The sequence below is a fragment of the Burkholderia sp. Ax-1720 genome, assembly GCF_011753035.1.
In the GTDB taxonomy this organism is placed as follows: domain Bacteria; phylum Pseudomonadota; class Gammaproteobacteria; order Burkholderiales; family Burkholderiaceae; genus Burkholderia; species Burkholderia gladioli.
On sequence record NZ_VWWK01000013.1, the window covers coordinates 43588 to 70586 of the forward strand.

The 26999-nt window shown below is 59.3% G+C and carries 28 protein-coding genes; 19 read left to right on the top strand and 9 right to left on the bottom strand.

Features of this window, described 5'->3' with window-relative positions; genetic code table 11:
* The first annotated feature begins 586 nt into the window (after positions 1 to 586).
* Complete coding sequence (locus tag F3J18_RS06610; protein WP_166912068.1) at positions 587 to 1069, top strand: hypothetical protein; 483 nt, start codon at positions 587 to 589, stop codon at positions 1067 to 1069.
* 97 nt (positions 1070 to 1166) lie between these two features.
* Here F3J18_RS06610 and F3J18_RS06615 read toward each other — a convergent pair whose 3' ends face one another.
* Positions 1167 to 1706, bottom strand: a complete 540-nt coding sequence (locus F3J18_RS06615; RefSeq protein ID WP_166912070.1) for a hypothetical protein — start codon at positions 1704 to 1706, stop codon at positions 1167 to 1169.
* Between the two features lie 260 nt (positions 1707 to 1966).
* Here F3J18_RS06615 and F3J18_RS06620 point away from each other — a divergent pair, with 260 nt between their 5' ends.
* Positions 1967 to 2251, top strand: a complete 285-nt coding sequence (locus tag F3J18_RS06620) for a DUF2622 domain-containing protein (protein ID WP_166912072.1) — start codon at positions 1967 to 1969, stop codon at positions 2249 to 2251.
* Between the two features lie 99 nt (positions 2252 to 2350).
* Here F3J18_RS06620 and F3J18_RS06625 read toward each other — a convergent pair whose 3' ends face one another.
* The 4 genes from F3J18_RS06625 to F3J18_RS37790 are packed head-to-tail and all read right to left on the bottom strand — an operon-like array spanning position 2351 to position 4982.
* On the bottom strand, positions 2351 to 2941 hold the full coding sequence (locus tag F3J18_RS06625) for a DNA-binding protein (RefSeq protein WP_166912073.1): 591 nt from the start codon (positions 2939 to 2941) through the stop codon (positions 2351 to 2353).
* Positions 2938 to 3267, bottom strand: a complete 330-nt coding sequence (locus F3J18_RS06630; protein WP_060003632.1) for a hypothetical protein — start codon at positions 3265 to 3267, stop codon at positions 2938 to 2940. The genes F3J18_RS06625 and F3J18_RS06630 overlap by 4 nt, the downstream gene beginning before the upstream one ends.
* Positions 3268 to 3276: 9 nt before the next feature.
* Complete coding sequence (locus F3J18_RS06635; protein WP_166912075.1) at positions 3277 to 3747, bottom strand: RusA family crossover junction endodeoxyribonuclease; 471 nt, start codon at positions 3745 to 3747, stop codon at positions 3277 to 3279.
* Positions 3744 to 4982, bottom strand: a complete 1239-nt coding sequence (locus F3J18_RS37790) for a DUF1376 domain-containing protein (protein ID WP_205195331.1) — start codon at positions 4980 to 4982, stop codon at positions 3744 to 3746. The genes F3J18_RS06635 and F3J18_RS37790 overlap by 4 nt, the downstream gene beginning before the upstream one ends.
* Positions 4983 to 5128: 146 nt before the next feature.
* Between F3J18_RS37790 and F3J18_RS06650 the strand changes: the two genes are divergently transcribed.
* Together F3J18_RS06650 and F3J18_RS06655 are read left to right on the top strand one after the other, a co-directional pair.
* Complete coding sequence (locus tag F3J18_RS06650) at positions 5129 to 5845, top strand: hypothetical protein (protein WP_166912077.1); 717 nt, start codon at positions 5129 to 5131, stop codon at positions 5843 to 5845.
* Between the two features lie 195 nt (positions 5846 to 6040).
* Positions 6041 to 6925, top strand: coding sequence for a hypothetical protein (locus tag F3J18_RS06655; protein WP_166912079.1), 885 nt, complete (start codon positions 6041 to 6043; stop codon positions 6923 to 6925).
* 187 nt (positions 6926 to 7112) lie between these two features.
* Here F3J18_RS06655 and F3J18_RS06660 read toward each other — a convergent pair whose 3' ends face one another.
* Positions 7113 to 7391: a DNA-binding protein gene (locus F3J18_RS06660; RefSeq protein WP_166912081.1), complete on the bottom strand. Its 279-nt coding sequence runs from the start codon at positions 7389 to 7391 to the stop codon at positions 7113 to 7115.
* A gap of 154 nt (positions 7392 to 7545) precedes the next feature.
* On the opposite strand from F3J18_RS06660, the gene F3J18_RS06665 reads away from it, so the two are divergent.
* The 10 genes from F3J18_RS06665 to F3J18_RS06710 all read left to right on the top strand — a co-directional run bounded on the left by F3J18_RS06665 (position 7546) and on the right by F3J18_RS06710 (position 14774).
* The gene (locus F3J18_RS06665) at positions 7546 to 7788 is read left to right on the top strand and encodes a hypothetical protein (protein WP_036039556.1); all 243 of its coding nucleotides are present in this window, start codon (positions 7546 to 7548) and stop codon (positions 7786 to 7788) included.
* A gap of 379 nt (positions 7789 to 8167) precedes the next feature.
* The gene (locus F3J18_RS06670; protein ID WP_155636807.1) at positions 8168 to 8611 is read left to right on the top strand and encodes a helix-turn-helix domain-containing protein; all 444 of its coding nucleotides are present in this window, start codon (positions 8168 to 8170) and stop codon (positions 8609 to 8611) included.
* 851 nt (positions 8612 to 9462) lie between these two features.
* Complete coding sequence (locus tag F3J18_RS06675) at positions 9463 to 9813, top strand: hypothetical protein (RefSeq protein ID WP_052143114.1); 351 nt, start codon at positions 9463 to 9465, stop codon at positions 9811 to 9813.
* Positions 9814 to 10010: 197 nt separating this feature from the next.
* Complete coding sequence (locus F3J18_RS06680) at positions 10011 to 10235, top strand: hypothetical protein (protein WP_155301741.1); 225 nt, start codon at positions 10011 to 10013, stop codon at positions 10233 to 10235.
* A complete protein-coding gene (locus F3J18_RS06685) occupies positions 10220 to 10513 on the top strand; it encodes a hypothetical protein (RefSeq protein ID WP_060003626.1) in 294 nt (97 codons plus the stop codon). Before F3J18_RS06680 ends, F3J18_RS06685 begins: the two co-directional genes overlap by 16 nt.
* On the top strand, positions 10513 to 10677 hold the full coding sequence (locus F3J18_RS06690) for a hypothetical protein (protein WP_166912020.1): 165 nt from the start codon (positions 10513 to 10515) through the stop codon (positions 10675 to 10677). Before F3J18_RS06685 ends, F3J18_RS06690 begins: the two co-directional genes overlap by 1 nt.
* 214 nt (positions 10678 to 10891) lie before the next feature.
* On the top strand, positions 10892 to 11602 hold the full coding sequence (locus F3J18_RS06695; RefSeq protein WP_240154521.1) for a hypothetical protein: 711 nt from the start codon (positions 10892 to 10894) through the stop codon (positions 11600 to 11602).
* 33 nt (positions 11603 to 11635) lie between these two features.
* Positions 11636 to 12526, top strand: coding sequence for a DNA translocase FtsK (locus F3J18_RS06700; protein WP_060003621.1), 891 nt, complete (start codon positions 11636 to 11638; stop codon positions 12524 to 12526).
* Positions 12523 to 14289, top strand: a complete 1767-nt coding sequence (locus F3J18_RS06705) for an AAA family ATPase (protein WP_166912083.1) — start codon at positions 12523 to 12525, stop codon at positions 14287 to 14289. The genes F3J18_RS06700 and F3J18_RS06705 overlap by 4 nt, the downstream gene beginning before the upstream one ends.
* Positions 14286 to 14774: a 1-pyrroline-5-carboxylate dehydrogenase gene (locus F3J18_RS06710; RefSeq protein ID WP_166912085.1), complete on the top strand. Its 489-nt coding sequence runs from the start codon at positions 14286 to 14288 to the stop codon at positions 14772 to 14774. Before F3J18_RS06705 ends, F3J18_RS06710 begins: the two co-directional genes overlap by 4 nt.
* 97 nt (positions 14775 to 14871) lie before the next feature.
* On the opposite strand, the gene F3J18_RS06715 is transcribed toward F3J18_RS06710, so the two are convergent.
* Both F3J18_RS06715 and F3J18_RS06720 read right to left on the bottom strand, forming a co-directional pair.
* Positions 14872 to 15444: a hypothetical protein gene (locus F3J18_RS06715; protein ID WP_166912087.1), complete on the bottom strand. Its 573-nt coding sequence runs from the start codon at positions 15442 to 15444 to the stop codon at positions 14872 to 14874.
* Between the two features lie 342 nt (positions 15445 to 15786).
* Entirely contained in the window at positions 15787 to 16065 is a 279-nt protein-coding gene (locus F3J18_RS06720; protein ID WP_166912090.1) for a hypothetical protein, read from the bottom strand.
* A 214-nt stretch (positions 16066 to 16279) separates the two neighbouring features.
* Between F3J18_RS06720 and F3J18_RS06725 the strand changes: the two genes are divergently transcribed.
* Together F3J18_RS06725 and F3J18_RS06730 are read left to right on the top strand one after the other, a co-directional pair.
* Positions 16280 to 17071: a hypothetical protein gene (locus F3J18_RS06725; RefSeq protein ID WP_166912092.1), complete on the top strand. Its 792-nt coding sequence runs from the start codon at positions 16280 to 16282 to the stop codon at positions 17069 to 17071.
* Positions 17072 to 17174: 103 nt separating this feature from the next.
* Positions 17175 to 17399 (top strand): hypothetical protein, encoded by a 225-nt coding sequence (locus F3J18_RS06730; RefSeq protein ID WP_166912094.1) that lies wholly within the window; start codon positions 17175 to 17177, stop codon positions 17397 to 17399.
* A gap of 4 nt (positions 17400 to 17403) precedes the next feature.
* Here the strand turns inward: F3J18_RS06730 and F3J18_RS06735 are convergent, their stop codons facing one another.
* Positions 17404 to 18972: a hypothetical protein gene (locus F3J18_RS06735; protein WP_166912096.1), complete on the bottom strand. Its 1569-nt coding sequence runs from the start codon at positions 18970 to 18972 to the stop codon at positions 17404 to 17406.
* A gap of 1521 nt (positions 18973 to 20493) precedes the next feature.
* Between F3J18_RS06735 and F3J18_RS06740 the strand changes: the two genes are divergently transcribed.
* From F3J18_RS06740 to F3J18_RS06750, 3 genes are all read left to right on the top strand, one after another.
* Complete coding sequence (locus tag F3J18_RS06740; RefSeq protein WP_043278100.1) at positions 20494 to 21357, top strand: WcbI family polysaccharide biosynthesis putative acetyltransferase; 864 nt, start codon at positions 20494 to 20496, stop codon at positions 21355 to 21357.
* Positions 21354 to 22430 carry a GSCFA domain-containing protein gene (locus tag F3J18_RS06745; RefSeq protein ID WP_166912099.1) on the top strand — a complete coding sequence of 359 codons (1077 nt, stop codon included), beginning with the start codon at positions 21354 to 21356 and terminating at the stop codon, positions 22428 to 22430. Before F3J18_RS06740 ends, F3J18_RS06745 begins: the two co-directional genes overlap by 4 nt.
* Positions 22431 to 22870: 440 nt before the next feature.
* Entirely contained in the window at positions 22871 to 26908 is a 4038-nt protein-coding gene (locus F3J18_RS06750; protein ID WP_166912101.1) for a hypothetical protein, read from the top strand.
* The last annotated feature ends 91 nt before the right edge of the window (positions 26909 to 26999 follow it).

Below are 26999 nucleotides of genomic sequence, written 5' to 3' on the forward strand. Positions count from 1 at the left end.
GCCATCGGGAAATGGCTCAGCGCCACGCGAACGGCCGGGAGGCGGATACAGACGCTTGCCGGCGCCGTACAGCCTGCGGATCGCGGCGAGAGTGCCGTGCCCTTTCGCGATCACGCCGTCGCGCACGACGATCGCGCCAACCATGCCAAACTCCTCGATGCTGCCGGCGATCTGCGCGACTTGACTCTCTGAATGAGTGCGCGCGTTGCGTGCATAAGGGATGAGGCTGTCGATCGAGCAGCTGGAAATTTGCATACCTCGGCCTTTTGATAATCCAAAAAAACGGCCACAACGGCAAAGTGCGGAACCGCAGCACCAACGAAAAAGCCCGCGCCAGTTACCGTGCGCGGGCTATATTGGGGCAGATGAACTGCCCGGCATGATAGGATTTTGGTGCGACCCTTTAAAACCTATCAGGAGGAAAAATTGTCACTGAAGAAACCTGGCGGCCCCACGGTCACTCACGATCATCGCTCTCCGAGACCTGCACCGCAGCGACCTCAGCAGTCGTCAACGGAAAAGGCACATGTTTCCCCAAGGCCTGCCCCGCCACCACCCCCGACAAAGCAAAAGTAAGGAGCTGAACATGATGACTCGATCCGACACTCTCTTCCAGATCGGATATTCGATTCGCCTTGAAAAGATGCAAGCCATGTTTCTGGTGAGAACGGATCGCTTCGTCAACTTCACCCAGATTCTCCTGGGTGCTGCGGTGATCACCACGGCGGCACCCGTCGCAACTGGCATCGCTGTCGCGGCTCTCGCTGCGTTTTCCTTCATCTATCAGCCTGGCGCCAAAAGCACTCAGGCGCTTGCGCAAAAGCAAAAATATGAGAAACTTTTTGCAAACGCATCCTCGATACCGGATGAACAGCTGTTTGAAAAATACTGCGCCTTGCAGGAAACAGATTCGCAGGTCATCGGCTCGCTCATGAACCCAGCACACATGGGAGAGTTGGTGCGGCTCGGAGAGACCCCAGACTTCCAGCTCACGTGGCTGGAACGCGTTTTCGCTTTCATCGCAGGAGATCTTCCTCGGCCCAACCAAGCGCACCAACTGACGCCGTAACGAAAAAACCCGCTGGTTTTCGCTCAACGGGCTCGTTACCGTATGTCGTCGCACCACTGGAACACCATCACCAACTTTCGGCGCAACGAATTCCCAGCTACTCTCCAAGGACCTTGGTCGGAGCCCCGAACGGAGTTTCTGTCGGCCCTACTGGGACATTCTGGCCACCACTAGCGCCGCCACTATTACTGGCTTGATGAGATGTGCCTCCATTCGAGGGTGGCGTTTGCCCATGCTGGCCACCACCATGATCCGCATCAGCGGCAGACTGTTTGAGAGGCTTCATCGCCTGCTTCAGCGTGATGATGAGCTTACTGCCGCGGCTTGCATCAACCGTTTGCTCCATACCTAGCTGGGGCCCGAGTTGGAACCCCTTGGAAAAATCAACCGACAGCTTTCCGTCTCCCTTTTGATCAGTCGTGAGATCCAGCTCGAGGTTAATCGTGTCGACGTAGAGGCCGAGCTTCATATCGTTCGCATCGAGCTTCCTCTTGAATGCACTCAGCCCGTCGCCCACCGACGCCAAAGCGTTTTCCACGGTTATGTCGCTCGCATGAACCGGCGGCGGCGAAAACAACCCACAGCCGACCAAGGGCATGGTGCAACCGATACCACACAGAATCATTGCCACCTTCATTTTCTGGTCTCCTAGACATCCCCACCTGGGGCCATCTAATTTATAGAAGAAACCTGAAGATTAGGCAGGATATTAACTTAACAAATCAGAAGACTTTATAGTCTTACAAATGAGACAAATTCTTTGTTTTCGCAATGCACAAGCAACCGTTTGCGACAAGAAAAATCGCCTCGGACATACTATTCTCAATCGCTTTCTTTTCACTCATCGTAGAATCAGTGAGCCGGATTCCGCCGGTCCAGATCCACGAGGAGATGTCTATGGCTCGATTCGTTGTGCGCGTTGAATTGCATAGTGCCACATGGCAAGACTACGAAAATCTACACGTCCGAATGAACGCAATTGGCCTAGGCCGAAAGATCCAAGGTGCCAATGGTGTCTGGCATGATTTGCCACCGGCGGAGTACTACGGCGAAGGAGATGTATCGAGAGATGACGTGCTGGCTGGTGTGAAGGCGGTCGCGGAAAAGGTCAAAACGTCGTTCTCAGTGCTGGTAACTGAAAGTGTCACGAGCGCCTGGTACAACCTTCCGCTGTCGAAATAACGAATGCAAAAAAGCCCGCAAATGCGGGCTCTGCTTTTTTAGGCACACGTATCGCGTGTATCGAATTCGTCACATTATTGTGCGCCACATGCACATGCGTCAAGCCACTTCGCGTTCGCTCAGCAATCCCACAGCTGTGAGCTTGCGCTCGATCACCTGCCACGCTGCCTGAGAGACGCCGACTACCTCGCCCTTCCGGTCCCCTTCGATCCAAAGGCGAACTGCCGCATTCTGCTTGCTGACCGTGTTCCGATGTGCGTCGCAATCCTCCGCGATCTCGGCTAGGTCGCACTTCACACCAAACAGTCGCTCAATGATCGCGCGCCGAACTCGATAGTGCGAGAAGCCAGACGCATATGCCGCCGAAGCCTTGGTGAGCCACGAAATCGCCGCTTGCCATTCGATGTTCGGCCGCCGGCCTGAGCAGCAGGCGTTGCCGCACGAGCACGGCAGATCGTGCGGCGCGGCACGAGCGACGACGACCGACAGATGCAGGTCGGGCAGCTTCCAGAGTTCGTTCCGGATCATGCCTGCCTGGCCAGCGCCATCCAACCCGACGAGGCCCATGCCACCACCGGACGATTCTCCGCGCAATCGCTTCGCCATCAGCGTTTCGCCGTACTGCTGCGACGAGTAGCAGAGTGCAAATCGAACCGCGTCGAACGCGGACTTGAAAACGATTTCACTCACCGCATTCCTCGCGTCGTCATTGCCAGTGCTCGTTGCGTTTCCAGCCGTCGTGCATAGCCCGTCAGGTGGCTCTTGAAGTCCGGCCGAACCCGAGTATCGATGTGGGTGCCTGGTGCCCGGCTTGTGCCAGCCAGCGAATACGTGCGGCCTCGATGTGTCGAGTGGCTATCGAGGCGCGCGAGTGCAGCGTCGGTCGCCAGCAGCGTCCGCACCGATGAAATCGGCTGCTTGAGCCGCTCGGCCAATCCGCTTGCCGTGTACCGAACACCCGGCGTCATGATCGCGAGGATCGCGTTCACGGTCAGTTTCACATGGGTTTTCTTCACCACTCCCTCCTATGCTCGCTGCAAATTCAGTTCAACCGCTTCGACACGTACAGCTGGCGCACGCACGTATCGCTTCGACACCCAACAATCGATGATCTGGCTGTCGTCAGCGAACACCACGCCGTTCATGCCGTCTTCGATCGCCTTCACCACGTTCGACCAGTCGGGCTTCTTCGTCGCGCCGATCAGGCCGGCAGCCGCGGCGACCTGGCGCTTCTGCGACCAGCTCGCCGGGATGGCCATGCCGATGTTCACGACGAGGCGCACCGGTCCGTCGAACGGCGCCGATCCGCGCATCGCCGTACCGGCGGCGATCTTCACGAGGTTCTCGTAGCGCTCCGTCGCCTCCGGCGTGTGCGTTCGCACGTAGCCGCCCTGACGCGAAAATCGCGGACGCCCTTTCGCGATCGGCTTGCCTGGCACGACGAACTCGACGCGGCGAGCAACCGGCGAGGACGCAATCAGGGATTGCTGTGTCACCGCTCGCGCTCCAGCATCCTTCCGACCGAGATCGGTCCGACTGCGTTGCGAACTGCGCGGTTTTGGTCGTTCCACCAAGGGCCATCGCCTGCCGCATTGAGCACGCGCAGCTTGAAATCCGGGCAGGTCTCGTGCTCGCCCTGCTCGAGGCCGAGCGTGCGGCCTTGATCGACGATGCCCGCCCAGGACGTGTGCCAAGGGCCAGCCCTGCCAGGCTCGGGTCCAGGACTGCTGCGGCCGGTGCGTGCAGCGATCGCATCGGGCAGCAACGCGCTGAGCAAACCGACGTTGATCGGCTGACCAGACCTCTCGCCTTGTCGCCGAACCTGCGCAACGCCAATCGCGTTTCGCAGGTCGTCGGGTGTCGCGCCAAGCTTCCGCCAGCCAAGCAAGCGCTCGTCGCCGTCGGCGAAAGCCACTCCACTCGATCGCAAAATTTCACCGAACGCGGCGGCGGCAGTCGGCCTTGCGCGCGCTACTGCCTGTGCTGTGCCGCCGCCGCTTAGGTTTACCTTTCTATCTCTATCTCTATCTCTCTTGCGATCGCAGGCTGAATCGGGTGGCGAATCGGGTGGCGAATCGGGTGGCGAATCGGGTGGCGAATCGGGTGGCGAATCGGGTGGCGAATCGGGTGGCGAATCGGGTGGCGAATCGGGTGGCGAATCGGGTGGCGAATCGGGTGGCGATGATCCAGGTGATCGGGGGGCGATCGGATCGGGATCGCCGGTTGAGTCGGCCACGATCCCTTTCACCTGCTTCTTGCGAAGCCATTCCGATTGGGGGGCGACAGTCTTCAACAGCCCTGCCGCCTCGACTACCTGCGCGCACACGGCGTCAGTGTCGACCTCGATGCCCCAACGCTTGGCGTTGCCGACAGAACCCGACAGGCTGCTCGTGAGCTTTGACAGCCATGCTTCCAGCGCCTTCTCGGCGGTCACCGGGTGATACAGCCGCCCATCAGAGCACTTCACCCATCCGCGCAATGCGTGGTCCTTCACGCGTTTCCAGCTCTTGGCTTGCGACAGATATCCAAGCATGCGGTCATCCGCAGGCAGGCTCGCGGCAGGAATCTGGTGCCAACTTTCTAACCAAAGCGTGATCGCTGCAGCTCGCTCGTCGCCATTGCCTAGAATCCAGGTCTCGGATGTCAGTAGACGCTTCACCTCGATTGGCATGAACTGATAGTCGCGGAGGTTGCAGTTCGCAGGCGTAAGAGGATTCGGGAAAGAAGTCATACAAACCTCGATGTCACGTTGATACGCCGAGGGTGCAAGAAGGCGTCGCGATGCAGAAATGGTCCCGCTCCTACACACCGGCAGCGGATCCACAGAAGCGCCCAACACCGTGCTACGATCCCCGCATAATCGAAAACGGGGGCAACATGAAACGCGCGTGGGACATCACGCAGTTGGCGTTCGTCTGGCTGCTGATTGCAATCGGCTTCTTCGGATTGTTTCGTGTATGGACGACGGTTGCGAGTTCGCTCCATTCCAAAAAAGATTTCTGGGACATCGCGTCCGCAGTAGGTACCTGCGGCGCCGTTGTGGCCGCGCTCTATATTGCATCCTCGGAGCGACGCAGACGTACCCGAGAAGCGCTCGTCACCGCCCGCATAACGGCAAGCTCCGTTATCTACCGCCTCGCAGCCCTTCGTGACGAGGTCATAGGGGTGCGTATGTGGATTAGAGAAACCATCGACACGGATAATTTGCCCGCCAACTTTGCTTATCAGCTGCAAGTACTTTCCGCAGCGGCGAGATGCTCGATCGAAGAGGTTCGAAGTTTGCAACCCCTTCCGAACTATTGCGCAGTGCAGATTGCTGGAGCTCAAGACCGTGTGGACGTAGCAAGTCATCTCCTGGCGAGCCAAAATCTGTGGCTCACTCTGGCTACGCGTCCAGAAAAAGTATTTGGAATGCTTCATATTGTATATTCGGCCCTTCTCGAATCCGAGAGTCTTCTCTCCAGTTCGATAAAAACATGCCAGGACGAAAGCGTCGACGTTTATATCGAAATGAATGCAGATACGCGTAGCAGTACAGTTAAACTCGCACGGCGAAGCATGGTTGCAACTCGCAACTATCATCCAAAGCCTTGATCGAACGATAAAATCATAATAACCAAACTGCCAAAAATGAACGCGGCGGCAGCAAACACGTCCTGATTGCCCCCATACATTTTCCATGAGATCACGCGAGAGACTGATTTCATACTGGCCTACACGCCAGGTCTTCACGAAGCGCCCTACAGCGCTTGTGCTACGATCCGATGACAACAGACAACGGGGAAGTGAATGAATCGCTATTCCGCACTGACGCAACTGCGCATATTCATGTTGGCCAACTGCATTGGCATTACCATGTGGAGTCCAATCGTTGGCGCTGAACAATGCCCGAAGCCAGCCACACCAAGCGCTTCGGCTGCAACATTGAAGCCGGCATGGCCTCTTCCACGGACTCCCGAAGGAATGGACGTTGATGCAACTGGCGTTGTCGTTAATGCGATCGTCGCTATGGGAACTGTGGCCGCAGCTGCAATTGCCCTCTATATCGCATCGAGCACTCGGCGTCAGCAGACTAAAGATACCGCCACATCTGCCCAGCTCACCGCTGCGGGAGTAGAACCACGTCTTGCAACTGCGCACATGAACGCTGAAAGCGCCATGATCTACGTAGCGAAAGCAAGCCAGTTTTTCAGCACCTCGACGGCAAATTCTCTCAAAGAAATATTCGAAGCAAGAAAAGAAATAGATATCGCCGATAAAGCTCTTTCCAATTTCGAATTTTGCACATTCGACGAAATTAGAAGCTTGACCCCTCTCCCCAACAATTGCGCCATGCAAATAGAAGCAGCACAAGGGAGAATCAAAGCAGCACAATCGGATTTCAAATATATCAAAGACGCCGCCGCCCTGGCTTTCAAAGAGGTGCAAAAAATCACCTTCATTGATGTCAATGATTACAGCCCCAACAACAGGCAAGCAGCCTTGAAAGAAGCGCAAATAATGAGTCAAGAATATATTATAGAAAATACCAAGCACAACATAATTATCTCGTGCAAATCTGCTCAAAAAAAACTTTCCGAAGCAAAAATTCTTTTCATGAACGCGCACGCTGTCTGCAACAGCTCGATCTCCGCAATCAAAGATGCCTTGAGTGACACTTCGCATAATTCTTGAGCCGACAAAGAATTTCCCATTTACCAAAATTTGGCAGAAAGCGTTTCGAATTTCATAACAATCACCCGTCGGATTCGGTAACACTGACACACCAACTTGCTGCGTTTTTATTGAGTTATCGAAACATTCACACCCTTGCTCCGACGCGACTGAATTCGGTGATTCCCACACTCCCCCACCTCTCGCGTCATTTTTCCGGGCCGCACTCTCCAGCGCCTTGGCGAGCACACTCGCACGCCGCCCCCACCTTGCACAGTGTCGCAACCGCGTCGAGGTACGGACGGCTCACGAGCGCATACCCCGCAGCGTCGATCGCCTTGTCGATCTCGCCGATCAGCACGCCGCGCTGCCCGCTCAAAAATCGGCTGACTTCGGACGCATCCCAGCCGATCAGCTCGGCCGCACGCTTGCGCTCCGGTCCAGTCAACACAGCCCGTAATGCCTGCTCGATGTTTGGTCTTGCCATGACTCGCAACCCTCTTCTGAAGTTGTTGAGTGCTGTTGCTACCTAGTGCGAATACGATGTGCTCACGGCCGAGCACATCGTGATAGGCAGAAAATGGCCGGCATGTGAGAATCGAACCATCTCGCTTCATCAACCCAAACACAATGGAATCTGCATGACCGTTCAAAAACACAATGTCGGAATTTCGTTTACGTATGAAGCAGGCCGCACGCTGAAAGACAGCTCGATTCAATGGCATTACCACGAGCCCGGCACCCCTTTCCCGGAAGTTGGAGACTACGTGAAGGTCCGGACAGGTCACGGCGAAGAATCGTTCGTGGTCGTAGAGCGCCACTTCTCCTACGAAGCCTATGGCAACGTATTCCGGCTCGTTGTCGACCTTCCCAAGAAGCCGTAAGGCGTGCGGGACGCTGAGCGCGAGGGTCATGAACTCGACCTAGCTTGCCGCGGCACAACAGAGCTGCCGTAGTTCCTAGAACCCTGCATGGCCGTCGCCTCAGCCCCCATGTGTTTCTGAACACCGGCAGAGTGAAACAGATCTGGGCGTGCAAGTCGGAGGAACTGCATGCGAGGCTTAGGGATGCCATTGCGTCGCCACTGCGACACCGCGCCCGGATCGATGTCAAAAATGTTTGCGACGACCGATGTACCGCCCAAATTGTCGATGAGCTGGCAAGCGTCTAGATTACGAGAGTGTGGTTCCATGCCGACAAATTTAAGCCAACTTAAATTTAAAAGTCAAGTTAACTCAAATTTTTTTGTTTAAGCTGCCTTAAATGAAACCTCTCACATCTTTCATGGACCGGTTGCTTCACGCGATCTCAGTTCGCGAGGGCGAACTTGGGACACGGATCCTTAAGAAGGATCTTGCGAAGGCCGCCAAGGTCTCATCGTCGGCAGTCACCCTTTGGTACTCAGGGAGCACTGAGCAACTGAAGGCAGAGTCGCTCTTCGGGCTGGCTCGCTATTTGAAAGTGCGACCAGAATGGCTGCGAGATAACGCAGGGGCGATGCGCGACGGGACCTTAGCTACAGAAGCCGCTGATCCAAACGAAACAACCATCTCCTCCTCCGCGCAAGCAGCCATTGACGCGATTCGAGACGCTGACTTCGCGGGTGTACCTGAAGAAGTCTTTTGGGCAATCCAGGCGCTGGTCACTTCAATTCCTCGACCAGAAAAGAAGGTGAAAGACGGCCGTCAGCCGCACCTGCAAGCGTGAGCGACATTGCGAGCACCATCGTGTCCAAGATCAATCGGCTCGAGAGCGGCGTCGTACGAAAGCATCCGGTGAGCTGCTGTCAGACGGCTGCGATCCTTTGTCAAAGTCACGCCTGGTTCGCCTAGCAAAGTCACGTTCCACTCCGTCGATGAATGTTGGGCCCCGACCACGACGAGCCGCCCCACAAGGGATTGATTCCACGCATGCTTGATTCGTGCCAAGTCACCTGACTTGCAACGCAATACTGCTCTATTCCGCTCCATCCGGCGCATCCCCGCTCACATAGATCTCGATCAAATACTGTATATTTATACAGTATTTGGTGATATTCCCCCCTTACTTTCAACCATGCTTCCTCGACCTTTGAAGGCGGTCGAGTGTCACATGCACGCGCGGACAATTGAGTAAACTTAAATTTGTTGACTGTGCAATTTAAGTTTGCTTAAATTCATCCATCGCGAAGCACGTCCTTTGCGCTGCCGCCTCAGCGGTTCGCTCTCTAACAATCGAAGTTCTGCCGGGACCGTGGAAGCGGAGCAACCGGCCGGCGTGATCAGCGCCGTGAGTCAGGACGGCCGCTGCGAATAATCGCAGAGGAACGCAAGACCCGGATGAACCTGACGCAAGACAGCCTGCAAGACGTGTTCGATGGCGTCGTAATCGACACAAACCTCGCGTGACCCGGAGCCGGCCGACCGGGAGTAGCCGGGCATGCGAGTCCTCAGCTTTCACCCGTAGTGCTTTGGCCTATCGAGGCATCACGTGTAATCGCTACCTCAACTCTGCAGCCTTCCATCTCGATCAAAATTTTAATAAGGATTCCTTTCAGATACCACGTTACGGAGGTAACCATGCTGTCTCTGAACCTTTCTCACGGCAACATTCATCAGCTCCCAATTCGCGCCGACTCACACTACGATGCCCTCCAGGCAAAAGCCGATGAAGCAGAGTTTGCGCGCAACGAGCGCAACGACCGTATCGACGATGCCCTGACGTTCGACGCATATGACGTATCGCCCGAGGCCGGCGCGTTGATCGACGCCGCCTTGTGCGGTGGCCGCATTGAAGATCTGTATGTCGTGTTCGACACCTTGCGAGCGGCACGCACTGCGACGCTTCGCAGGCTCATCGCTGAAGCCGATCACGAGGAAGCACGGGAGGTTGTACGGCGTGGCACCTTCCCCCAGTGGAGGAGGATCTGAGCCATGGATTCGCTTCAAATTTTGTTCAGGTCATGGTGGCATACGGCACGAACAGCCGGGGAGACAACGGGAGACAAGCCCGACGTGAAACGGTTCCCCGCTACACGGTGTTCGCAATGCGGTGCCGATCTCGGCCCCGGAGACGCGGGTCTGAGCCACTGCAGCGACCACATCGAGGTCGAAAAGCGGGGCGAGCAATGACTGTCAATTTCGCCATCGTCTGCGCTGCATGGGCGCTCGCCACAATCAGCTTGATCCGGCACAACCGACGCTTATCGCGGGGATTACGCGCCAGCTTCGTGATTCCGTTCTGCCTCAGTGTTGCGTTTTTGCTTGCGCTATATGCGTATGTCGGCGCGAGCGATGACGCCGATGGGCTGCGCCCATCGGCAGCAGAACTCGACGCATGGAGTTCCACATGAGCCGAACTCGACATACCTCCCGACTTGCTGCGTATGGCGCTATCGTCTGCGTGGAAACCGAAGGCGTCACGGGCAACCTCGTCGCCGACTGCTCGATGCTTCCGAACGGCTCGCAGAAGGCGCAGCAGCTCGCTGCTGCTGGCGACCTCGCCGCAGCCTTGCGCCTCGTCGCGGCGACAGTCGTTCTTCCCACCGGCATCAGAGCAATTGCCGACGCGGCTCTCGCGAAAGCCGGCTGGGGCGAATCTACGAAGCTCAGTACAACACGGAGCTCGTGATGCGAACCGGACACGACAACACCCTGCTCCACATAGCCAGACGGCAAGCAGCCTCACGCTACATCAAGCGCGTGCGCATCTGGGCGGCCGCGTGCGGCATGGCCATCGGCCTACTCTGGTACGGCAGCGCTCACCTCGCCGCCTATCTTCAAACCGTCGCATGACGCGCAACGGCTATCCGGACGGCGCCATTGCCTGGAGCCGGTCCAATTTATCAGGAGTGACCACACCTCATGAAGAACATCGACACAAAGCCCGTCGAATCCTCGCAGGTCCACAGCATCGGCTACGACGCAGAAACCGAGACGCTGGGCCCTTCCGAAGGGCACTCCCGAGCTGCGACTCGCACCGGATCAGGTCCGTCAATACGCCGGCCGCATGCTCGACCTCTACCGCGACATCGGCATGCCCGTGATCGAATCCGCGCCGGTCAGCATGCGCATGGTCGTGGAGGAAGGCTGGTTTGGGAAGTCGGGCTCGAAGTGGCAGACCGGGCTGCGCACGCTGATGTTCCAGTACCGCGCCGGCAGCTTCTTCGGCAACATCCACGCACCCGACATCGTCATGGGCATGGGCCGAACGTCCGAGGAAGAGGCCGATATCGTCGATGTCCACCCCGATGGCTCGTTCACCGTGCAGACCACCGCGCTAGATAATCTGCGCGGCACGCCAGCGCAGCCCGCAGAAGAGGTACGCCGTACCGCAGCGCCCACCGTATCGACGCAGGCGGATGCACCGCTATCCGAGGGCGGTGCCAACGGCGCCGAAGAGCCACTGGCCGACAGTGGTCATGGCGCCGTCGCCGACACCGGCCAACAAGGCGGCTTCGGCTTTGACGTCAAAGGCCTTGTGCGCGGTATCCGCGAAGACATCGACGAAGCGAATACGCCCGAAGACCTCGACCTCGCACGTAGCGCAATCAGTGCTGTGCCTGATGAAGTCGCAAAAGCGGAGCTGAATGCCCTCGCCGCGGCACGTATGCGCTCTATGACGGATGACGCAGAGCGAGCTTCTGTAGCCAGGCGAAAAAACGCCTCGGCCTCATCTTCCGCCGGCCGCCGGTCTCGTACACCGATCAACGCGGAATAACCGTCAGCGCACTCGAACCCAAGGAATCTGACTATGAACCAGCAGCCCGATTCGAAGAACATCCTCAATATGACCGCGGCGACGATCGGAAAAGACCTCCTTTCCTCCGTCGTTCTCGAGCTCAAGATGCTGCCCGACGTCTGGGTCAAACTCTCCGAAGGAAAACAAAACGACATCATCGACCGAGCACGCAAGCGCGTCGAGAACGCCGTGAAGATGGCAACGCACCTGATCGCGAGCGACGGCCGCGTCGTCGTTCAAGGCGATCTGGACCAGATCACCATCAAAGATGGCGTCAAAGCGGTTGTGAAGTTCAGCGGCGCCTCGCCGAACCTCCACGAGCTCTACGAAGCCAGCGGAAAGTCCGTTCTGGTTGTCGTCGCCAACCCGGCCGACCATACCGGCGGCATGAACGAGGTGCGCGGCGAATCGGACCAACGCGGGCTGAATCTGGGCGGCGAGTACACGGCCGAGGACGGAGACGGGATGGACGGCCCGACCATCGGGGGCGCCGGCGATATCGTGGACGCGGAGTTCCGAGAAGTGACGCCGCTGCTCGGTGACGGACCAACCCAAGCACAGCTTGACGAGCAGTTCCAGGCCGGCAACGACGCGGCCAAGGATGGCAAACCGGAAAGCGAATGCCCTGTGATGGCTGGTGAACTATGCATCTCTTGGATCAAGGGATGGAAAGCTTGGCACGAGCAAGCAGCAAACTTGGACGAGCTATATCCGGACGCCGAGGCCTTCGTCATCGCTGAGCAACGCGTGTCGGCGTCTCTCCTCCGCAAGGAATTCAAGATTGGCCAGGATCGCGCAACACGGCTGGTTGAGCAGCTCGAAGCAAACGGGGTTATCGGCCCTGCCGACGCCCACGGCCAACGTGCTGTGCTGAAGCCACGCGACGAAGGAGAACCAGAATGAAACTCACCGGAATATACGTGCAGAACGTTCTCGGCCTGCGCTCGGCCGATATCCTGCTCGCGCGGCCCGTGGCATTGTTTGCCGGCCCGAACGGCTCAGGAAAAAGCAGTTTGCAGGAAGCCGTGCGCATGGCGCTCACTGGCGACACTGTTCGAGTGTCGCTGAAAAAGGAGTACAGCCGACTCGTCACCGAGGGTGCCGACTCCGGCCAGATCTTGGTCGAGGCCGGCAGCCTATCCAACAGCCTCGTACTACCCGCCGGCAAGCCGAAGCGCGAAATTGCCGAGGATCCGCGCCTGCCATTGGTACTCGACGCCCAGCGCTTCGCGCACCTGTCGGCCACCGAGCGCCGCGCCTTTCTGTACGATCTGATGGGCGTCAAGATCGGCCTGAACGAGATGCGCGCCCGGCTGCTCGACAAGCTCGGGCTGTCCGGCAGTACGGTACCGCCAGCAGCAGCCGCGCGGCTCGCGGCCATCACGCCGATGCTGCGCGCTGGCTTCGAAGCGGCCCAGAAGGAGGCGGGCGACCGAGCGCGCGGCGCGAAGCAGGCCTGGCGGGCCGCCACCGGCGAAACCTACGGCAGCCAGAAGGGCGCGATCTGGTGCCCGGAGGTGGTCCAGTTCGATGAGGCGGCGCTGCGGAAGGCCGCCGGCGACCGAGCGTCCCTAGACGACCAGATCGGAGAGCTGCAGCAACAAATCGGCGCGGCGGACGCAGCGGATACCGCGGCGCGCGCACGGGCGACCAAGATCGCTGACCTGTGCAACCGCGCCGGCGGCTATGCCAAGGCGGCCGAGCTTCTCCAGCGTGCCGAGGCGCAAGTGGTCGAATTCCTGCCGAAGGTCGAGGCGCTGCGCGCCCGCGCCGGTATGGCGCCGGCCGGCACCGAATGCTCGTGCCCCGAGTGCGGCGCCCTGCTCCGCTACCTGAACGGCCTGCTGTCGGCTGCGGCGGCTGCCGGCTCGCGCGACGACGATGCCGCCGCCAGCCTGCCCGAATACGAACAGGGCCTGAAGACGTTGCAGAACGCGGTGGCAAGTCGCAAGCGTGATCTAGACACAGCCGACACAGCCGCGACGCAACTGCGCGCGCTCGAGGAAGACACCGACGATTCGGGCCAGGCCACCGCGCGTGAGAGCGCCGACGCGGCGCGCGCCGAACTGGCCGCCCTGCTGGAGCGTCGCAAGCAGCTCGACACCGACATCGCGACGATGCACGAGATCGAGCGGCGCGCCGCCGGCGCGGCGGATCTGGCGAAGAGCACCGCCGCGCTGCACGACGACGTCGCGGCATACGAGGCGATCGGCGACGCGCTGGCACCCGACGGCATCCCGGCTGATTTGCTGCGCGAGGCACTGACGCCGGTCAACGAGCAGTTGACCGACCTGGCCACCATGTCCGAGTGGATGGATGTCACGATTACGCCCGAAATGGAGATCCTAGCCGGGGGCCGTTCATACGCACTGCTGTCGGAATCCGAGCGCTGGCGAGTCGACGCGCTTATCTCTGCGGCAATTGCGCACTTCAGCGGGCTGAAGTTGCTCGTGCTAGATCGCGCCGACGTGGTCATCGGTCCAGAGCGCGACCGCTTGCTCTACTGGTTGGATGATCTTGCGCAGGACGGTTTTATTGAGACGGCGCTAGTGTTCATGAGCCTGAAGTCCCCACCCAGAGGTCTTCCGGGCAACATTGAGACGTTCTGGGTAGAAGACGGTCACATCGCTGCGGCCGCGCAGCATCTGCACCAGGAGATTGCATGAATAAGCGAATTGAAGAGCACCTTGCGGCTGTGGAAAGCCCTACGGTGAAGGCACTTGCCGATGCAGTCGGATCCGATCAGACAGGCGTCTGGAAGACCCGATTCGAGATGGCAGGCGAAAATGCCTCCAAACAGGAAAGGCGCACCGACGCAGGCACTCCAGCAGACGTCAGCATTGCAGCGTTGCTTGCTCGAATCGAGCATCTCACAGCCGAACGAGATGTAGCGCGTAGAACGGCGGACGATTGGCGAAGCGCAGCTGCATACCTTGAAAAACGCGTTGATCAGCTAACCATGCAGCCGACCAGTGCGCGGCTACCAATCTTCATGACACTCGGCCATAACACGCCGCCGATGCTGCACGATTCACTCAAAAAGGCTCAGCAGCGCGGTGCAATGCTCGTTCGCTCCGAAAAAGAAGCCGAGGTGCTAGTGCTCGAACCAGTCGGCCGTATAGTGCGCGGCAGCGAATGGCGGCCGCGATAATTCCGTCAAAGCGTCGTGCATTGTCACGACGCTTTGAAGGTTTTTCATGGCCTCACTCATCACCTACTACAGCGAAACTACTTTCGAATAGGTCTGACTACGACGAGTAACGAGGATCATACTCGTCTCCAGACGCAACTTTAGCAACTGTTTCAACTTCAATTCGAAGCAGCCGGATTTTCGTAGCCTCACTCTTGTCAAAAACTGTAGATGGGCGTGCAATTCTCGCACGAACAATTCTCACTATCGTAATTAACGCGGTGTGTAGCAGGCCAATCATCGCCAATTGACCCTTGTGCTTTACTCTCTGCCGACACCATGACAAGCGATCCAATAAGCTAGCCAAGTCGTCATCTGCGATTACATAGCCAGATCTTGCACCAGCCTCAACGTTAGAAAATTGCTCGAGAAATAAAACTATATCACTACTCAACCATGCGAGTTCGGCTTGCAGCACGTAATCAGCTTGTTTCGACTCCTCTGCTCGCCGCGCAATTTCTCGACGACTCTGCTCGCTTGCAATCCAAAGCGCGCCCAAGATAGCGGCAACCGAACCGATCGCCTGCATCCAGCTCGCCATCAGCGAGGGATCATACGGCTTGGTCCCCGCGGAGGTCGCGCCAAAGTCAGAAATAATCACAACAGCAAGTATCGCCGCAAGCACAGACATCACATTTTTCAAGAATCTCACGCCACCCCCATATTTTAAGGGGATAGTAGCATGGCCTTGTTCTATCGCTACATATAACTGCACTACCACGTGATCGAACCTGAACAGCAAGCATCAAGATGACGTGGCACTGGCCAATACAGCCAGGCCGCATCGCCTACATGGCACGACGTTATCGTCGCCGGCGCAAGGCGCCGACCGCTTAAATCCTGCATTCGGTCGCTGATTTATGTCGTTGCCGCCCTCGTGAAGCGACTGCATACTACAGCAATGCGATTAATGTCAAATCTATCCGACCGTGCAAGTACAGTGCCACTCAGGTTACGTTATCAAAATAATTAATTACAAAATTTTTTTGATGTCACATTTCTCGCCTTCGCACATGATAAAGATATTCCCTGCCTCGTCTCTCCACGGCGAATGATAGCGTTTAGCATCGGCAATTGCCTCCTGATCAGTAGCACAAGATACCTGGCCTGACACTCGACCAAAGCGGAAATTCAATTGCGCGATTTGTACCTCGTTACCCTTCTCGTCGATCTCATAGATATAGGCCAGCGGCCAAAATTGACCAAGATTAGGCTCTAACTGGAATGCACCATATGCAATTAAAATTTCCATTATTACCTCATATTTTAATTTTCAGGATATCAAGGATAACACAAAAATATCAATCAAGATCAATCGACAGCTCCCGAGCAAGCGAACGAATCCACCAACACTTAGACGAGCTGGTCGAAACGTATCCTCACCACGACGCGCTCAGATAGATTTGGTACATGGGCATGCACCAACCGAAGTTTACATGGGCGATTCTGCCGAAAAGGAGGAATAAATGGCGAAGAATTCAAAAGACGCATATGGCGCGAAGGGCAAGGGAAACTTGCTCGACTTCGATCCGGACGACCTGACTCTCGTCGTGGACGAGTCACATCCCCTGTACGACGAGCGCGTCCATTGGCCTCTCAATGAGGCGATGGTGCGTAACATCGATTTCCAAGGTGTACTTCAGCCGATCGAGGTGTCAAAGAATCCAGAAACCGGTGCCACCGAAGTGGTAACCGGGCGCCAGCGCGTGAAGAACTGCCGAGAGGCGAATCGCCGACGCCGCGAGCGCGGGGAACCGCCCCGGTTGATCTCAGGCTTTGTGCGCCGGATTCCACCCAAAGACCGCAACAAGAAACTGTCAGCTGCCATTGCAAGCGAGAACGTCATTCGGCAGCAGGAAACCGCAATGTCACGCGCGACAAAGATGGCACGCAACCTCGAGTACTACACCGAGGCTGAGGTAGCGACGCTCTTCGGTTGTTCAATGCAGGCCGTTCGCGATTCTCTCAACCTGCTGGAATGCTGTGCCGACGTACAGAACGCCATCGAAGCCGATCAAATCAATCTCACGCATGCGAAGGCGCTGGTGAAAATGCAGCCGGCCGAACAGCGGGCCAAGGTAAAGGAGTTGATCGCAGCCGGCGACGGCGTGAAGGGCCACGCGAAGGCTCGCGCGCAGCGTGCAGTGATCGACGATGGAGTACCGCGAATGCGCTCGAAGCAAGTCATCCAGGCTGAGTTGGTCAAAGCATCCGGCGACCGCGCTGCCGCCCTACGCTGGGTGCTTGGACAGGAATAGTCGACATGAAATTCGAACCACAAGCTGCGGCGACCTCCTTTTCTAGCACGGCGCTCGCCACACCATCAATCTGGCTGCAATAGCAACCATAGGAGCATATAAAATGGCAGCACAATCGGCCTTCGAGATTTCCGCTGTTAGCTATCAAGGATTAAGCGTGACGACCGGCTCGGGTGAGCCTGCTCGGCTCGCTGTGGTTGATGCTCACGGCAATATCGTTGATGCCAGCCCGGAAGTAGCACGTGTAGCGTTTGATGCCGCAGTCCGCTCGTATCGTAATTTCTTGATCGGGACAGGACACATCAAAGTGTTAGCGAGGCCACAGTAATCGGCTATTCAGTGGAATCCTCTCCCTCTGGAGCCGTGACTTGCAAATATTCGAGATTGAGATTGAATTCACTGCGCAAGCGCGCAATGAATACGGCCGTGACATCGTCGAGAGGCGGTTCACCCACTACAAATAGCTTTGCAGGCTCAAGCCCTCCTCGTCGGAATCCATACTCCAGCAACTGCCCCATAGCTTGCCTCACTACCTCCCCAGCGGTGTCCGCGATCTTGATTTCATATAGATAGCAAGCACTATCGGGCAAGACAACGACCGCATCTGCATATCCTCCAGTTCCGGTTTCTCTCTCCGTCCAAACACGCTTCTCGCCATGTTCAATTACGAGTAGCCGGTACAGCTCAGTTTGCACTCTATTGTGCCGCAAAGAAATTCTGCGTTGAGCGGATGGAAGATTTGCAAAAGCTGACGACGGCCGCGGGGTATGTCCCGGAGAAGACTCATCGCTACTGGTTCGTCGTCGCAACTGACTCACAACAGCCCATGGAAACATATTTCTTATTAATACGTTATCCTGAAAAATGCTGAATCGATCCAGATGAAAAACAAGAGAACGCGCTCGGACTGCCCAACTCTTAGAATCAGGAATCTCAAAGTTTGTGTGCTTCGCAAACCAGTTCAATGCGATGTCCTGACTGCTCGCATCGACAGTAGTGTGATACAAATTAGGGTGTATTCCAGCAAACGCTCGCCTGATAAGAAGCCGGGGCACCATGTCAATGCGACCATCATCCCGCCATCTCTCAAACCGAGCCACAATACGATCATGGCTTGCGGGCGAGCCGTCCGCATGGACATCGTGAATGACCTGGAGAAATTCTTCGTGCATCCGGTCAGCGACACCAGTTCTCAGGGCCCCTCTCCCCGCATTTGCGATGGAGTTGTCAACCTCCCTCCACAAAGTGGAAAATAGATCGCTTGGTCGCCCACCGGACAAACTCTCCGCTATGGCTTCAATTGTTCTCCGGTAGCGGGGCAGCCAGCTCAAATGGAACCAGTTGTCTTGCGTGCAAAAACCTTCAAGAAATGCTATCGCCTCACCGTCCAAGACAGCCGTGCGCACATCGCTGCTATCTGACGTCACTGTTGTCGAAGTACTACTCGAAATCACGTCCTTCACGTCCGGCGCTAGCTGAAGGCGCGCGCGAGCCGCGTTTACAGCTTCGATCGAAAATTCATTCGGATACCGATCAATGATGGCCTCGAAACTCAGACTCTGTAGTCCTGCCTGCTCCAGCACCTTGAACCCTTGAGAAATCGGCCTGTGCAACACAATGCGCTCAGCAGCCGCTAGCGCACCGCGCTTGCTCAACATGTTGCGAGTCCGATTGGCGCGAAAAGGTCGATCTTTGATTCGGCTCTGCTCGTCTTCGTATGCGTAGAGCGCGATGGCAATAGCTCGCTCAGCAGGGCTGGTGAATCCCTCCTCTTCCGCCAGAAGTTCTCGTGAGCGCTCGATCGCCAATACCGCCACATCCGAGCGCCCCAATCGTTGCGCGTTGTTGGCCAGCTGCCTTGCCTCTTGCGAGGTCTTGAGCTTTGCAATGCGGTCGTCCATATCTTCCCCGGTTGTAGTCCAGGATTCTGACATGGGAACCTAGCATTGCGGCTGACCACCTTCTTGGCATACGCAATCGCGGTACATAGCTCCCGCTTGTCCGCAGCGGCGCGGTCCACAACGGCAGTTCGGGCTATGAAATAACCGAGACACATAGCAGACTATCCTTTTGATCCGCTCACCAAGTTTATTTTCATTGACTTAAGGGCAGCCGAGCGATACGAACCCTACTTTCGGGGTATGGGACATCGGGAATCTTGTGGGGGTGTGGCGGCAAAAGCGAGAGTTTACAGCGATTTAGGCTCCAGCGACCCAAAACAATCGGCCGGCGGCGGCATGCTCCGAATCCGCAACGATCGCGGGACGTTCGTCCACGTCGAGGCCGACCCGGCCAAGGCATCGCCAACAAGCGGATGAGTCACTTCCGCGGCCTGGATTCCGAGCCTTTGAACAAGACACGGCGTGAGATTCGTGATGCCCAGCGCTCCCGGGCAACCCACATCGACAGTCTCGCTCAGCGCGCATCTTGGCCTCCGCCAACCCATCTCGATCCATCGCCCTGATTGCAAAACCGCCAGACCCCGGCAATGTCGATATCACCTCCGTCTGCAGCCGGGATCCCCCCATAAAAACGAACCTATAAACAGGTCATTGCTGACGAAGCACCTTGCACCCTTCCCTTCTCGTTTTCAGTAATAAGAAGCACACGGTTTCTGGAAGCATTCGCAAAAACGCAAACGTTTTCCATTTTCAACAAGCTGCAACCAAGGCGCATTAGCACGACACTGCGGAACAATTGACGCTCGAAAGCTTCCCCCATCAGTTACGACCGGCTGGGGTGATGCTGCCCGGCAGCCTAGCGGGGCAATGAAAAATTGACTCCGAAACCTGTTGGCTGCGCGAAAAAACGAAACAGTGCGGTCAAATGTTGCTTAACTTTTGACATGCTATAGACATACCCGAAGATCACAGTTGACTCAAACATGAATGCATGAAGTGAGCTCCTGATTGATGAGCTTGGCCACTCTGCATGCGGACCCACGGAATCGGGGAAACCTCAAGACGAACGTTTCAACGCCAGACGACACGCTGATGAAAGCTTCGCTACAGATACAGGGCAACCAATCTGATGGATGACCCTGCACGATATTCCGCTTCTTATGCGTGACCCGCATCGTCGGGTGCCACCGACGTTTGCCTGGGCACCGAGTCCCCCACCCTGAATCTGGATCAACGCGTCGAACCATCCCGCGTCATGTCCAGTGGCCTATGGCCGCCGCGAGTCATGTGGCGGACCTGGAATTCTTTCGAAGCAGGGCCGGTCTGTCACGAATTCAGAATGAAAAATATGCAATATTGACGGCGACTTTTTACAAAAAACCAAGGATCATATGTAAATTTATTTACATATGATCCTCATTACTCCATTTCGCGGCGCATTCGAAAAAATCCGACATCAATCCCTGACGTTTTAGCTAGAATTCCAAGCACCAAAAGACACCACAGCAACCGAGGAAGTTCATGCCGACCGAGACAGAAAAGTGGTTGATCATCTCCAATTGCCAGACCATGGGGATCGCGCAATCCTTGTCAATGATTTGCCCGTACGCCCGAATCGACGGCTGCGATTACTGGCAATTCACCTCCTCGGGCGACGTGTGGAAGGAAAAAGTCAGCCAGTACGATCACGTCCTCTACACGTCCGAAATTCAGCAATTGGGAATTGTCGATTTTTCATCGATGGAAAATTCGACCATGATCCCGATCATCCAGTTTCGAGCCTTTCATCCCGATCTGCATAATGTTTTCCTGCACGGTCAGTCGGTCAAGTCGCCCCTTGACGACTATCACTCGACGATCGCATTCGCCGCGCACCAGCTCGGCATGGACAAGGCCAAAACCCGGTCGCTCTACACTGACTCCGTGTATGAAAAAATCTGGTACTACACGCTGTGGGAAAGTGAAAAGAAATTTCTGATCGATACATTTTCGATGTGCGGACTCGACGTCCGCAATGAATTCACGGCCTGGGTGCGTCGTGGGGCATTCATGCACAGCGGGAATCATCCGAAGGCACAAACCATCTACGACATGGCCTTGCTCATCGCCCGCAAGATTTCTGGCGATCGTGCCGTGGATTCGGGAATCATTCCCCACGATACGCTGGTCCAGGCCCCGATATATCCGGTCTTCCCGGAAATCGCCGAACGCTTTGGAGTCAGTGGCGGATCCTATTTCTTCAAAGGGGTGTCGTATCGCGTATTCAGCCTCGATGAATTCATCGAAGGCTCGTTTGACGCCTATGACCGGGCCGGCAAGGAACATTTGCAAGGCAATAGCCCCCACCTGTCGATCGTAATGCAAACCATCGAGGCCTTCGCGTGACGAACCCTTATCAAGGTATTCCGGATCACCAGTTCTGGAGGAAAGGCGTGGCAGGCATCGATGCCTTCGCCCTCGATCCGGTCAGCCTGCCGAAATTCCGAATTCAACAAACAGACAAGGTGGCCACCGCCGGTAGCTGCTTTGCCCAGCACATCTCCAGCCGGCTATCGAAGCTCGGATTCAATTACTACGTCCCGGAGCACGGCGAGCAGCTTCCCGCCGAGGAGCGCGCACGCTTGGGATATGGTGTGTTTTCCGCCAGGTTCGGCAATCTGTACACCACGAGACAACTGCTTCAATTGTTCGAAGAATCAATGAGCCACCGCGTGAAAAACGAAATCGTGTGGCAGCGGGCAGACGGACGTTATGTCGATGCGTTCCGTCCAGCCGTGACGCCGGAGGGATATGGCAGCGCGGCCGACGTGATAGCGGCTCGCGCCGAGCACTTGCACTATGTCAAATGCATGTTCCTCGAGTCGGACGTCTTCATCTTCACGCTCGGCTTGACGGAAAGTTGGTCGAACCGGGCCCACGGGGAAGTCTTCCCCCTGGCACCCGGCGTGGCCGGTGGGCAATACGAGGAGAGCAAGTACCAGTTCACGAACCTCGGGGTGAACGAGGTGGTGGCCGACCTGCAATCGTTTCTCTACGGCCTGAAGCTGATGAACCCCGGCGTCAGGGTCCTGCTTACCGTCTCCCCCGTTCCGCTGATCGCGACCTACGAGAAGAAGAATGCCCTGGTCGCCACCACGTACAGCAAGTCGGTATTGCGCGTCGCGGCGGAAACCGTCACCCATCAATATGACTGGGTCGACTATTTCCCCTCCTATGAAATCATCACCGGCAACTTCAATGCAGGACGCTATTACGAGGCGGATCTGCGCGAAGTCAATTCGATGGGCGTGGGACATGCCATGCGCAGTTTTCTGCGCAACTACGTCGCCGAGCAACAAGTGGAAGCCGCCACGCCGGCCCCGAATGCGCCAACCACGGCCGACGCATCCGCCGCCTCGATAACGCCATTGGGCTCGCTGGTTTGCGACGAGGAACTGATCGAGCAGGTATCGCGATAACACCAACCATTTGTTCCTGACGGCCGCCGGACCTTCCTGGCCAATTCGGCGGCCGTGAAATCATCGCGATCGCCAACGCCGACCATGCCCGATGGCCGGCGCCGGCCGCATCGAGTTCGGACATGGGATCGCGCCCCGCTTCGCATCCCGCGACACGGCTTCCTGTCATCCAGATGACATGTTTTTCGGCATGCGCCACTCTCTGGTCATACGCGCACGGCACCGGCCGGTCCGGCGCCCATACCAACATCGATGTCCGTCTGAGAGCCCGGATGCCGCCGCCAGTCAATCGCCTGCCGTCTTCGCCTTCGGCGACCGCCCCTGGCGATCCCGCCGCAAGCACCGCCCATCCGGGCTCGTCGACAACTCCCGCCGCCCCCGCCCCAAGCCAGCAGTCACGCCGCGGCCCGCTCGACGCACTGTCCAGCCTGGCCTCGCGCATGGGCACCCGCAAGGCGGCCGGTGACGAAAACCGAGGCGGCAGCAGCAAGGAAAACCCGCACCGCACGCGCGCCGCGCTCGCCAAGACCGAAGCCGTGATCGGCCCGACCGCCTCCGCCGGCTACGAACTCTGGGCCGCCAATAACGCCACTTCGGCCGTCAACGGGATAGTCAGCACCTTCCACGGCGCCAACCCGGCCACCCAGGCCGTTTCGAGCGCCGCCAACGGCGTCGGCATGCTGCCGCAGACGCTCGATATCGTCTCGACCGGCGTCGGTTACGCGAACAAGACGCTGAAGGTCGCGCAGACCCACTCCGACGCGAAGCAGGCCCGGCCCGGCACCCTCGCCGGCAACGATGCGCTGAGCGCCCACGCGCAAGCCAAGGAGGCGCTGGCCAAGGCGACCCCGGGCGCGATCCGCGATGTCGGCCTCGGCGCCGCCGGCCTCGCGGGCCGCATCCACAGCGCCGCGGACCACGGCAAATCGCTCTACGGCAGCGGCGCCCTGACGGCCGATGGGGCCCTGGGCCTGGCCGGCGGCGCCGCCTACATCGGCGCCGGCGCGCTGCAGAACCGCGGCGTCAACCAGTCGGTGGACCGCATGCAGGCGCTGCGCTCGGCCGTCACCCGCCCGCCCAGCGCGCGCCAGGATGTCGGCAGCGCCGCGACGCGCCAGCTCGACGCGCTGTTCGCGAGCGACAAGCTCGACGCCAACGTCTACTCGATCCTGCGCACGCGCAGCGAACCCGAGATCGCGCGTTTCCTCGCGCATCACGCCACGCTCGGCCTGGCCGGCCAGCAGAAGCTGCGCCAGGTCCTGCACTTTCCCGGCGAGCGCAACATGATGCAGGTGCTGAACCTGGGCCGCACCAGCAACATCAACACCGCCAGCATGCGGCGCGGCGCGCGCGAGGCGGTGATCGACGCCTTCATCGGGATGGAGGTGCGGCCCGGGCGCACCGAGGCCGTGATGGACCAGTTGAAGACGGCGCGCGCCGAGGCGCTGGGCCGACCGATGGCGCCGGCGGTCGCGGCCGTCGAGACGCAGATGCGCGCGGCGGGGATCGATACGGCCGAATTCGCGCCGGGCAGCCTGCGCGCGATCGCGGCATCGGGCGACGCGACGGGCTTCATCCAGCACTACCAGGCCCTGCCGGCCGAGGACAGGAGCAAGCTGCACGCCGCCCTGCACTTCGGTTCGTGGCGATTCTGGAAAGCCGACGCGACGCTGCCGACCACCAGGCCGCAACGCGCCGACATCCGCGCCGCGCTGGTCTCGCAGTTCGCGAAGGGCGCCAGCGTCGACCGCCTCGCCGCACTGAAGCTGCGCTACAACGAGAAGGTGCTGCCGCTGCAGACGGGTCGCACGCACGCGCGCCCGGCGGTGCCGGATACGCTGCGCGCGCATATCCTCGCGCACCAGGACCTCAAGCTCGACTCGCTGAAGGAGGAGAAGCGGCACGCGAAGATCCAGATGGGCTACGGCACCGCCATCGGCGCGCTGACGATCGCCGAGCTCGCTGTCAATCCGGCCGCGGGCGCCGGCATCAGCGCCTCGCGCGCAGTCATGAGCCCGGTCTACCTCGCCTACGCAGGACGGCGCGGCGTCGTCGCCGAGATCAACGCGCGCAAGGCCCGGCCGATCGACGCCTCGATGCGCGAGGAAGCCCTGCTGCGCGCGATGCCGACGATCCACGCACGGATCGCCGAAGGCCAGGCCGATCCGGCCAGACTCGCCGATCCCGCGAAGTTCATGAAGGACACGCTGGCACTCTCGCCGGCGCAGATCGGCAAGCTCGACGCGCTGCAGCGCTCGGGCGACACGGCAGCGGCCCAGGCCCTGCTCAAGGATCACGCGCCCGACGCCAATGCCCGAATCGCCCTGCGCGTGCTCGCCGAGCAGAGCACGGGCGCGAACGGCAATGCCGCGCAACAGGCAGCCGCCCGCGCCTTCCTGCAGGACGAGGCGCGCGCGAGCGGCAATCCGCAACTGGCGCAGGTCGCGGCCGACGCCACGGCGGATCAGGTGTATGCGCAACTGAATCGGCATTTCCTCGAAGACGCCGCGCTCAATCCCAAGGCGTCGCTGCCGGCGCTGGCGCAACGGCTTTCGGCGGGCGGCAATACCGCGGCCCTCGACGCGCAACTCGGCTTCGATACGCGCGCCTACCAGGGCCAAGCTCCCGAGCACATTGCCGAGCAGCTCGCCACGCGTTTCGCGCAGGACAATCCCGTCTACGCGATCCGCCTGTTCGGCGCGCAACTGGCCGGCCTCGACGGCACGGCCAGCCCGGCGGACGCGCGCAATACCTTGCGCGATTTCCGCTTCAGCGAAACCGAGATCCAGGAACTCGCCGCCAAACCTCCGGCCGAGGCCGCCGACTGGCTCAACTCGCATCTGTTAGGCGAAAACCTGCGGCGACGCTTCTCGAATGCCGTGCTCGACCCGCGTGGTGTCGCCGCCGCCACCAGGCTGGCCGAGCGCATGCCGGAGCACGCCGCGAACGCGCGGGAACCGCTGACCTGGCGCCTCGGCCTCGAGCAGGCGGGCGCGCATGTGATCGATAACCCCGGCTCGCCCGGGCTCGATTCGATGCTGCATGCCCTGCACCAGCAGTTGTCGGGCAGCACGGCGCCCTCGCCGAGTGCCGGCTCGCGCAAGGTGATGGAAGCACGCCGGCGCGTGTTGGCCGAGGTCACCGCCGGCCAGGCCGATCGTCACGTCGACGTGACGCGCGATGCCGACACGATCGTGCGGATCGCGGCCGCCACCTTCGGCAAACCGGGCGCCACCGCGAAAATCGTCAAGGCCTCGGGCGGCGGGCATCCGACGATCGCGGGCGGCGACGGCATCGCCGATGCCTCGCGGATCGCCGCCGTGCTGGTTCACGATCAGCAGACCGGGCGCAGCTTCGTGCTGCATGGCGGCGATGCCGCGAAGCTCGGCGCGACGCATCGACCGGCCGATCGGCAGCCGCCGGGCACGAGTTCGTCGACCGATGGCAGCACGTCGTCCGACGCGCCCGGCGACGATGCACGCGCGGCTCGTTCGCATTCGCGCGGCAACGGCCCGGCGCGCGTGCCCAATGCCGTGCCGGGAGACACGACGCACCAGCCGCTGCGCGCGGGGCGCCGTCGCCAGGATCCGAACGCCGTCGTCACGGGTAACGACGAGCCCCGCGACTGGCTGCCCGAGCTGGAATTCGGCTCCTTCTCGAAGGACCTGCTCGGCTCGGTCGGCATCGACCTGCCCGATGGCGAGGCCTTGCTGCCCGCCTCGGCGGTCAGTCGCGCCGCGCCGCCCACCACGCAGGCCGCGGCCTCGTCTTCGCGCCTCGCGACCGGCGCCGCCGCCTCGAGTTCGGCGCAGGCCACCGACGAAATTCACAGCCTCGCCGACCTGCGGCGCTTCATCACCGAAACGGGGCGCGCGGGCCAGACCATCGCGCTCGGCCGCTCGACGGTATCTCCCGGGCAGGAAACGCTGTATGGCTATCGCGGCCTCGTCTATCGCGGCGATACGCGTTCGCCGAACCAGTTGCGGCAGGACGGCGGCTTTCGCAGCGCCCGCCCGCTCGACGAGGACACGAACCTGCTGGAAGCGCAGGGACTCGGCGAGCACAAGGGCAATCCCGGGCAATCCGGCGTCGCCACCTCGAAAGTCGCGTCCACGGCGCTATCCCAGGCCGCTGGCGGCGGCGCCGGCGAACGCGGCTACGTCTACCTGATCGACACGCGGCGCTTCGCCGAAACCGATCGCGCCTACGACCTGACCCATACGCTGGCCGAGGCCGGTCATCTGCAGGCCGGGCAAGCCGCCGACGGGCACGACGATCCGACCGGCGCGACCGTCAATGCCACGCGCGTGCCGGATTCGGCGATCGTCGGCTGGGTGAGGCTGCCCGAATCGGGCGCGCTTGCCGGCGAACTGCACTCGGCCACGCCCGAGGCGCGCGCGAGCCTGCTCGCCGAACTGGTGAAAAGCGATCGGGCCAGCGTGCATCTGAACGACGGCCGCGCCTCGATGGAAGACTGAGCGGGCACTACCGCCGCGCGATGGATGCGCCTGCCCTCTCGCGGCGCGGGACCGGCTTTTGCGCCGCCGCATGCGCGGCCCGCCAGACTGC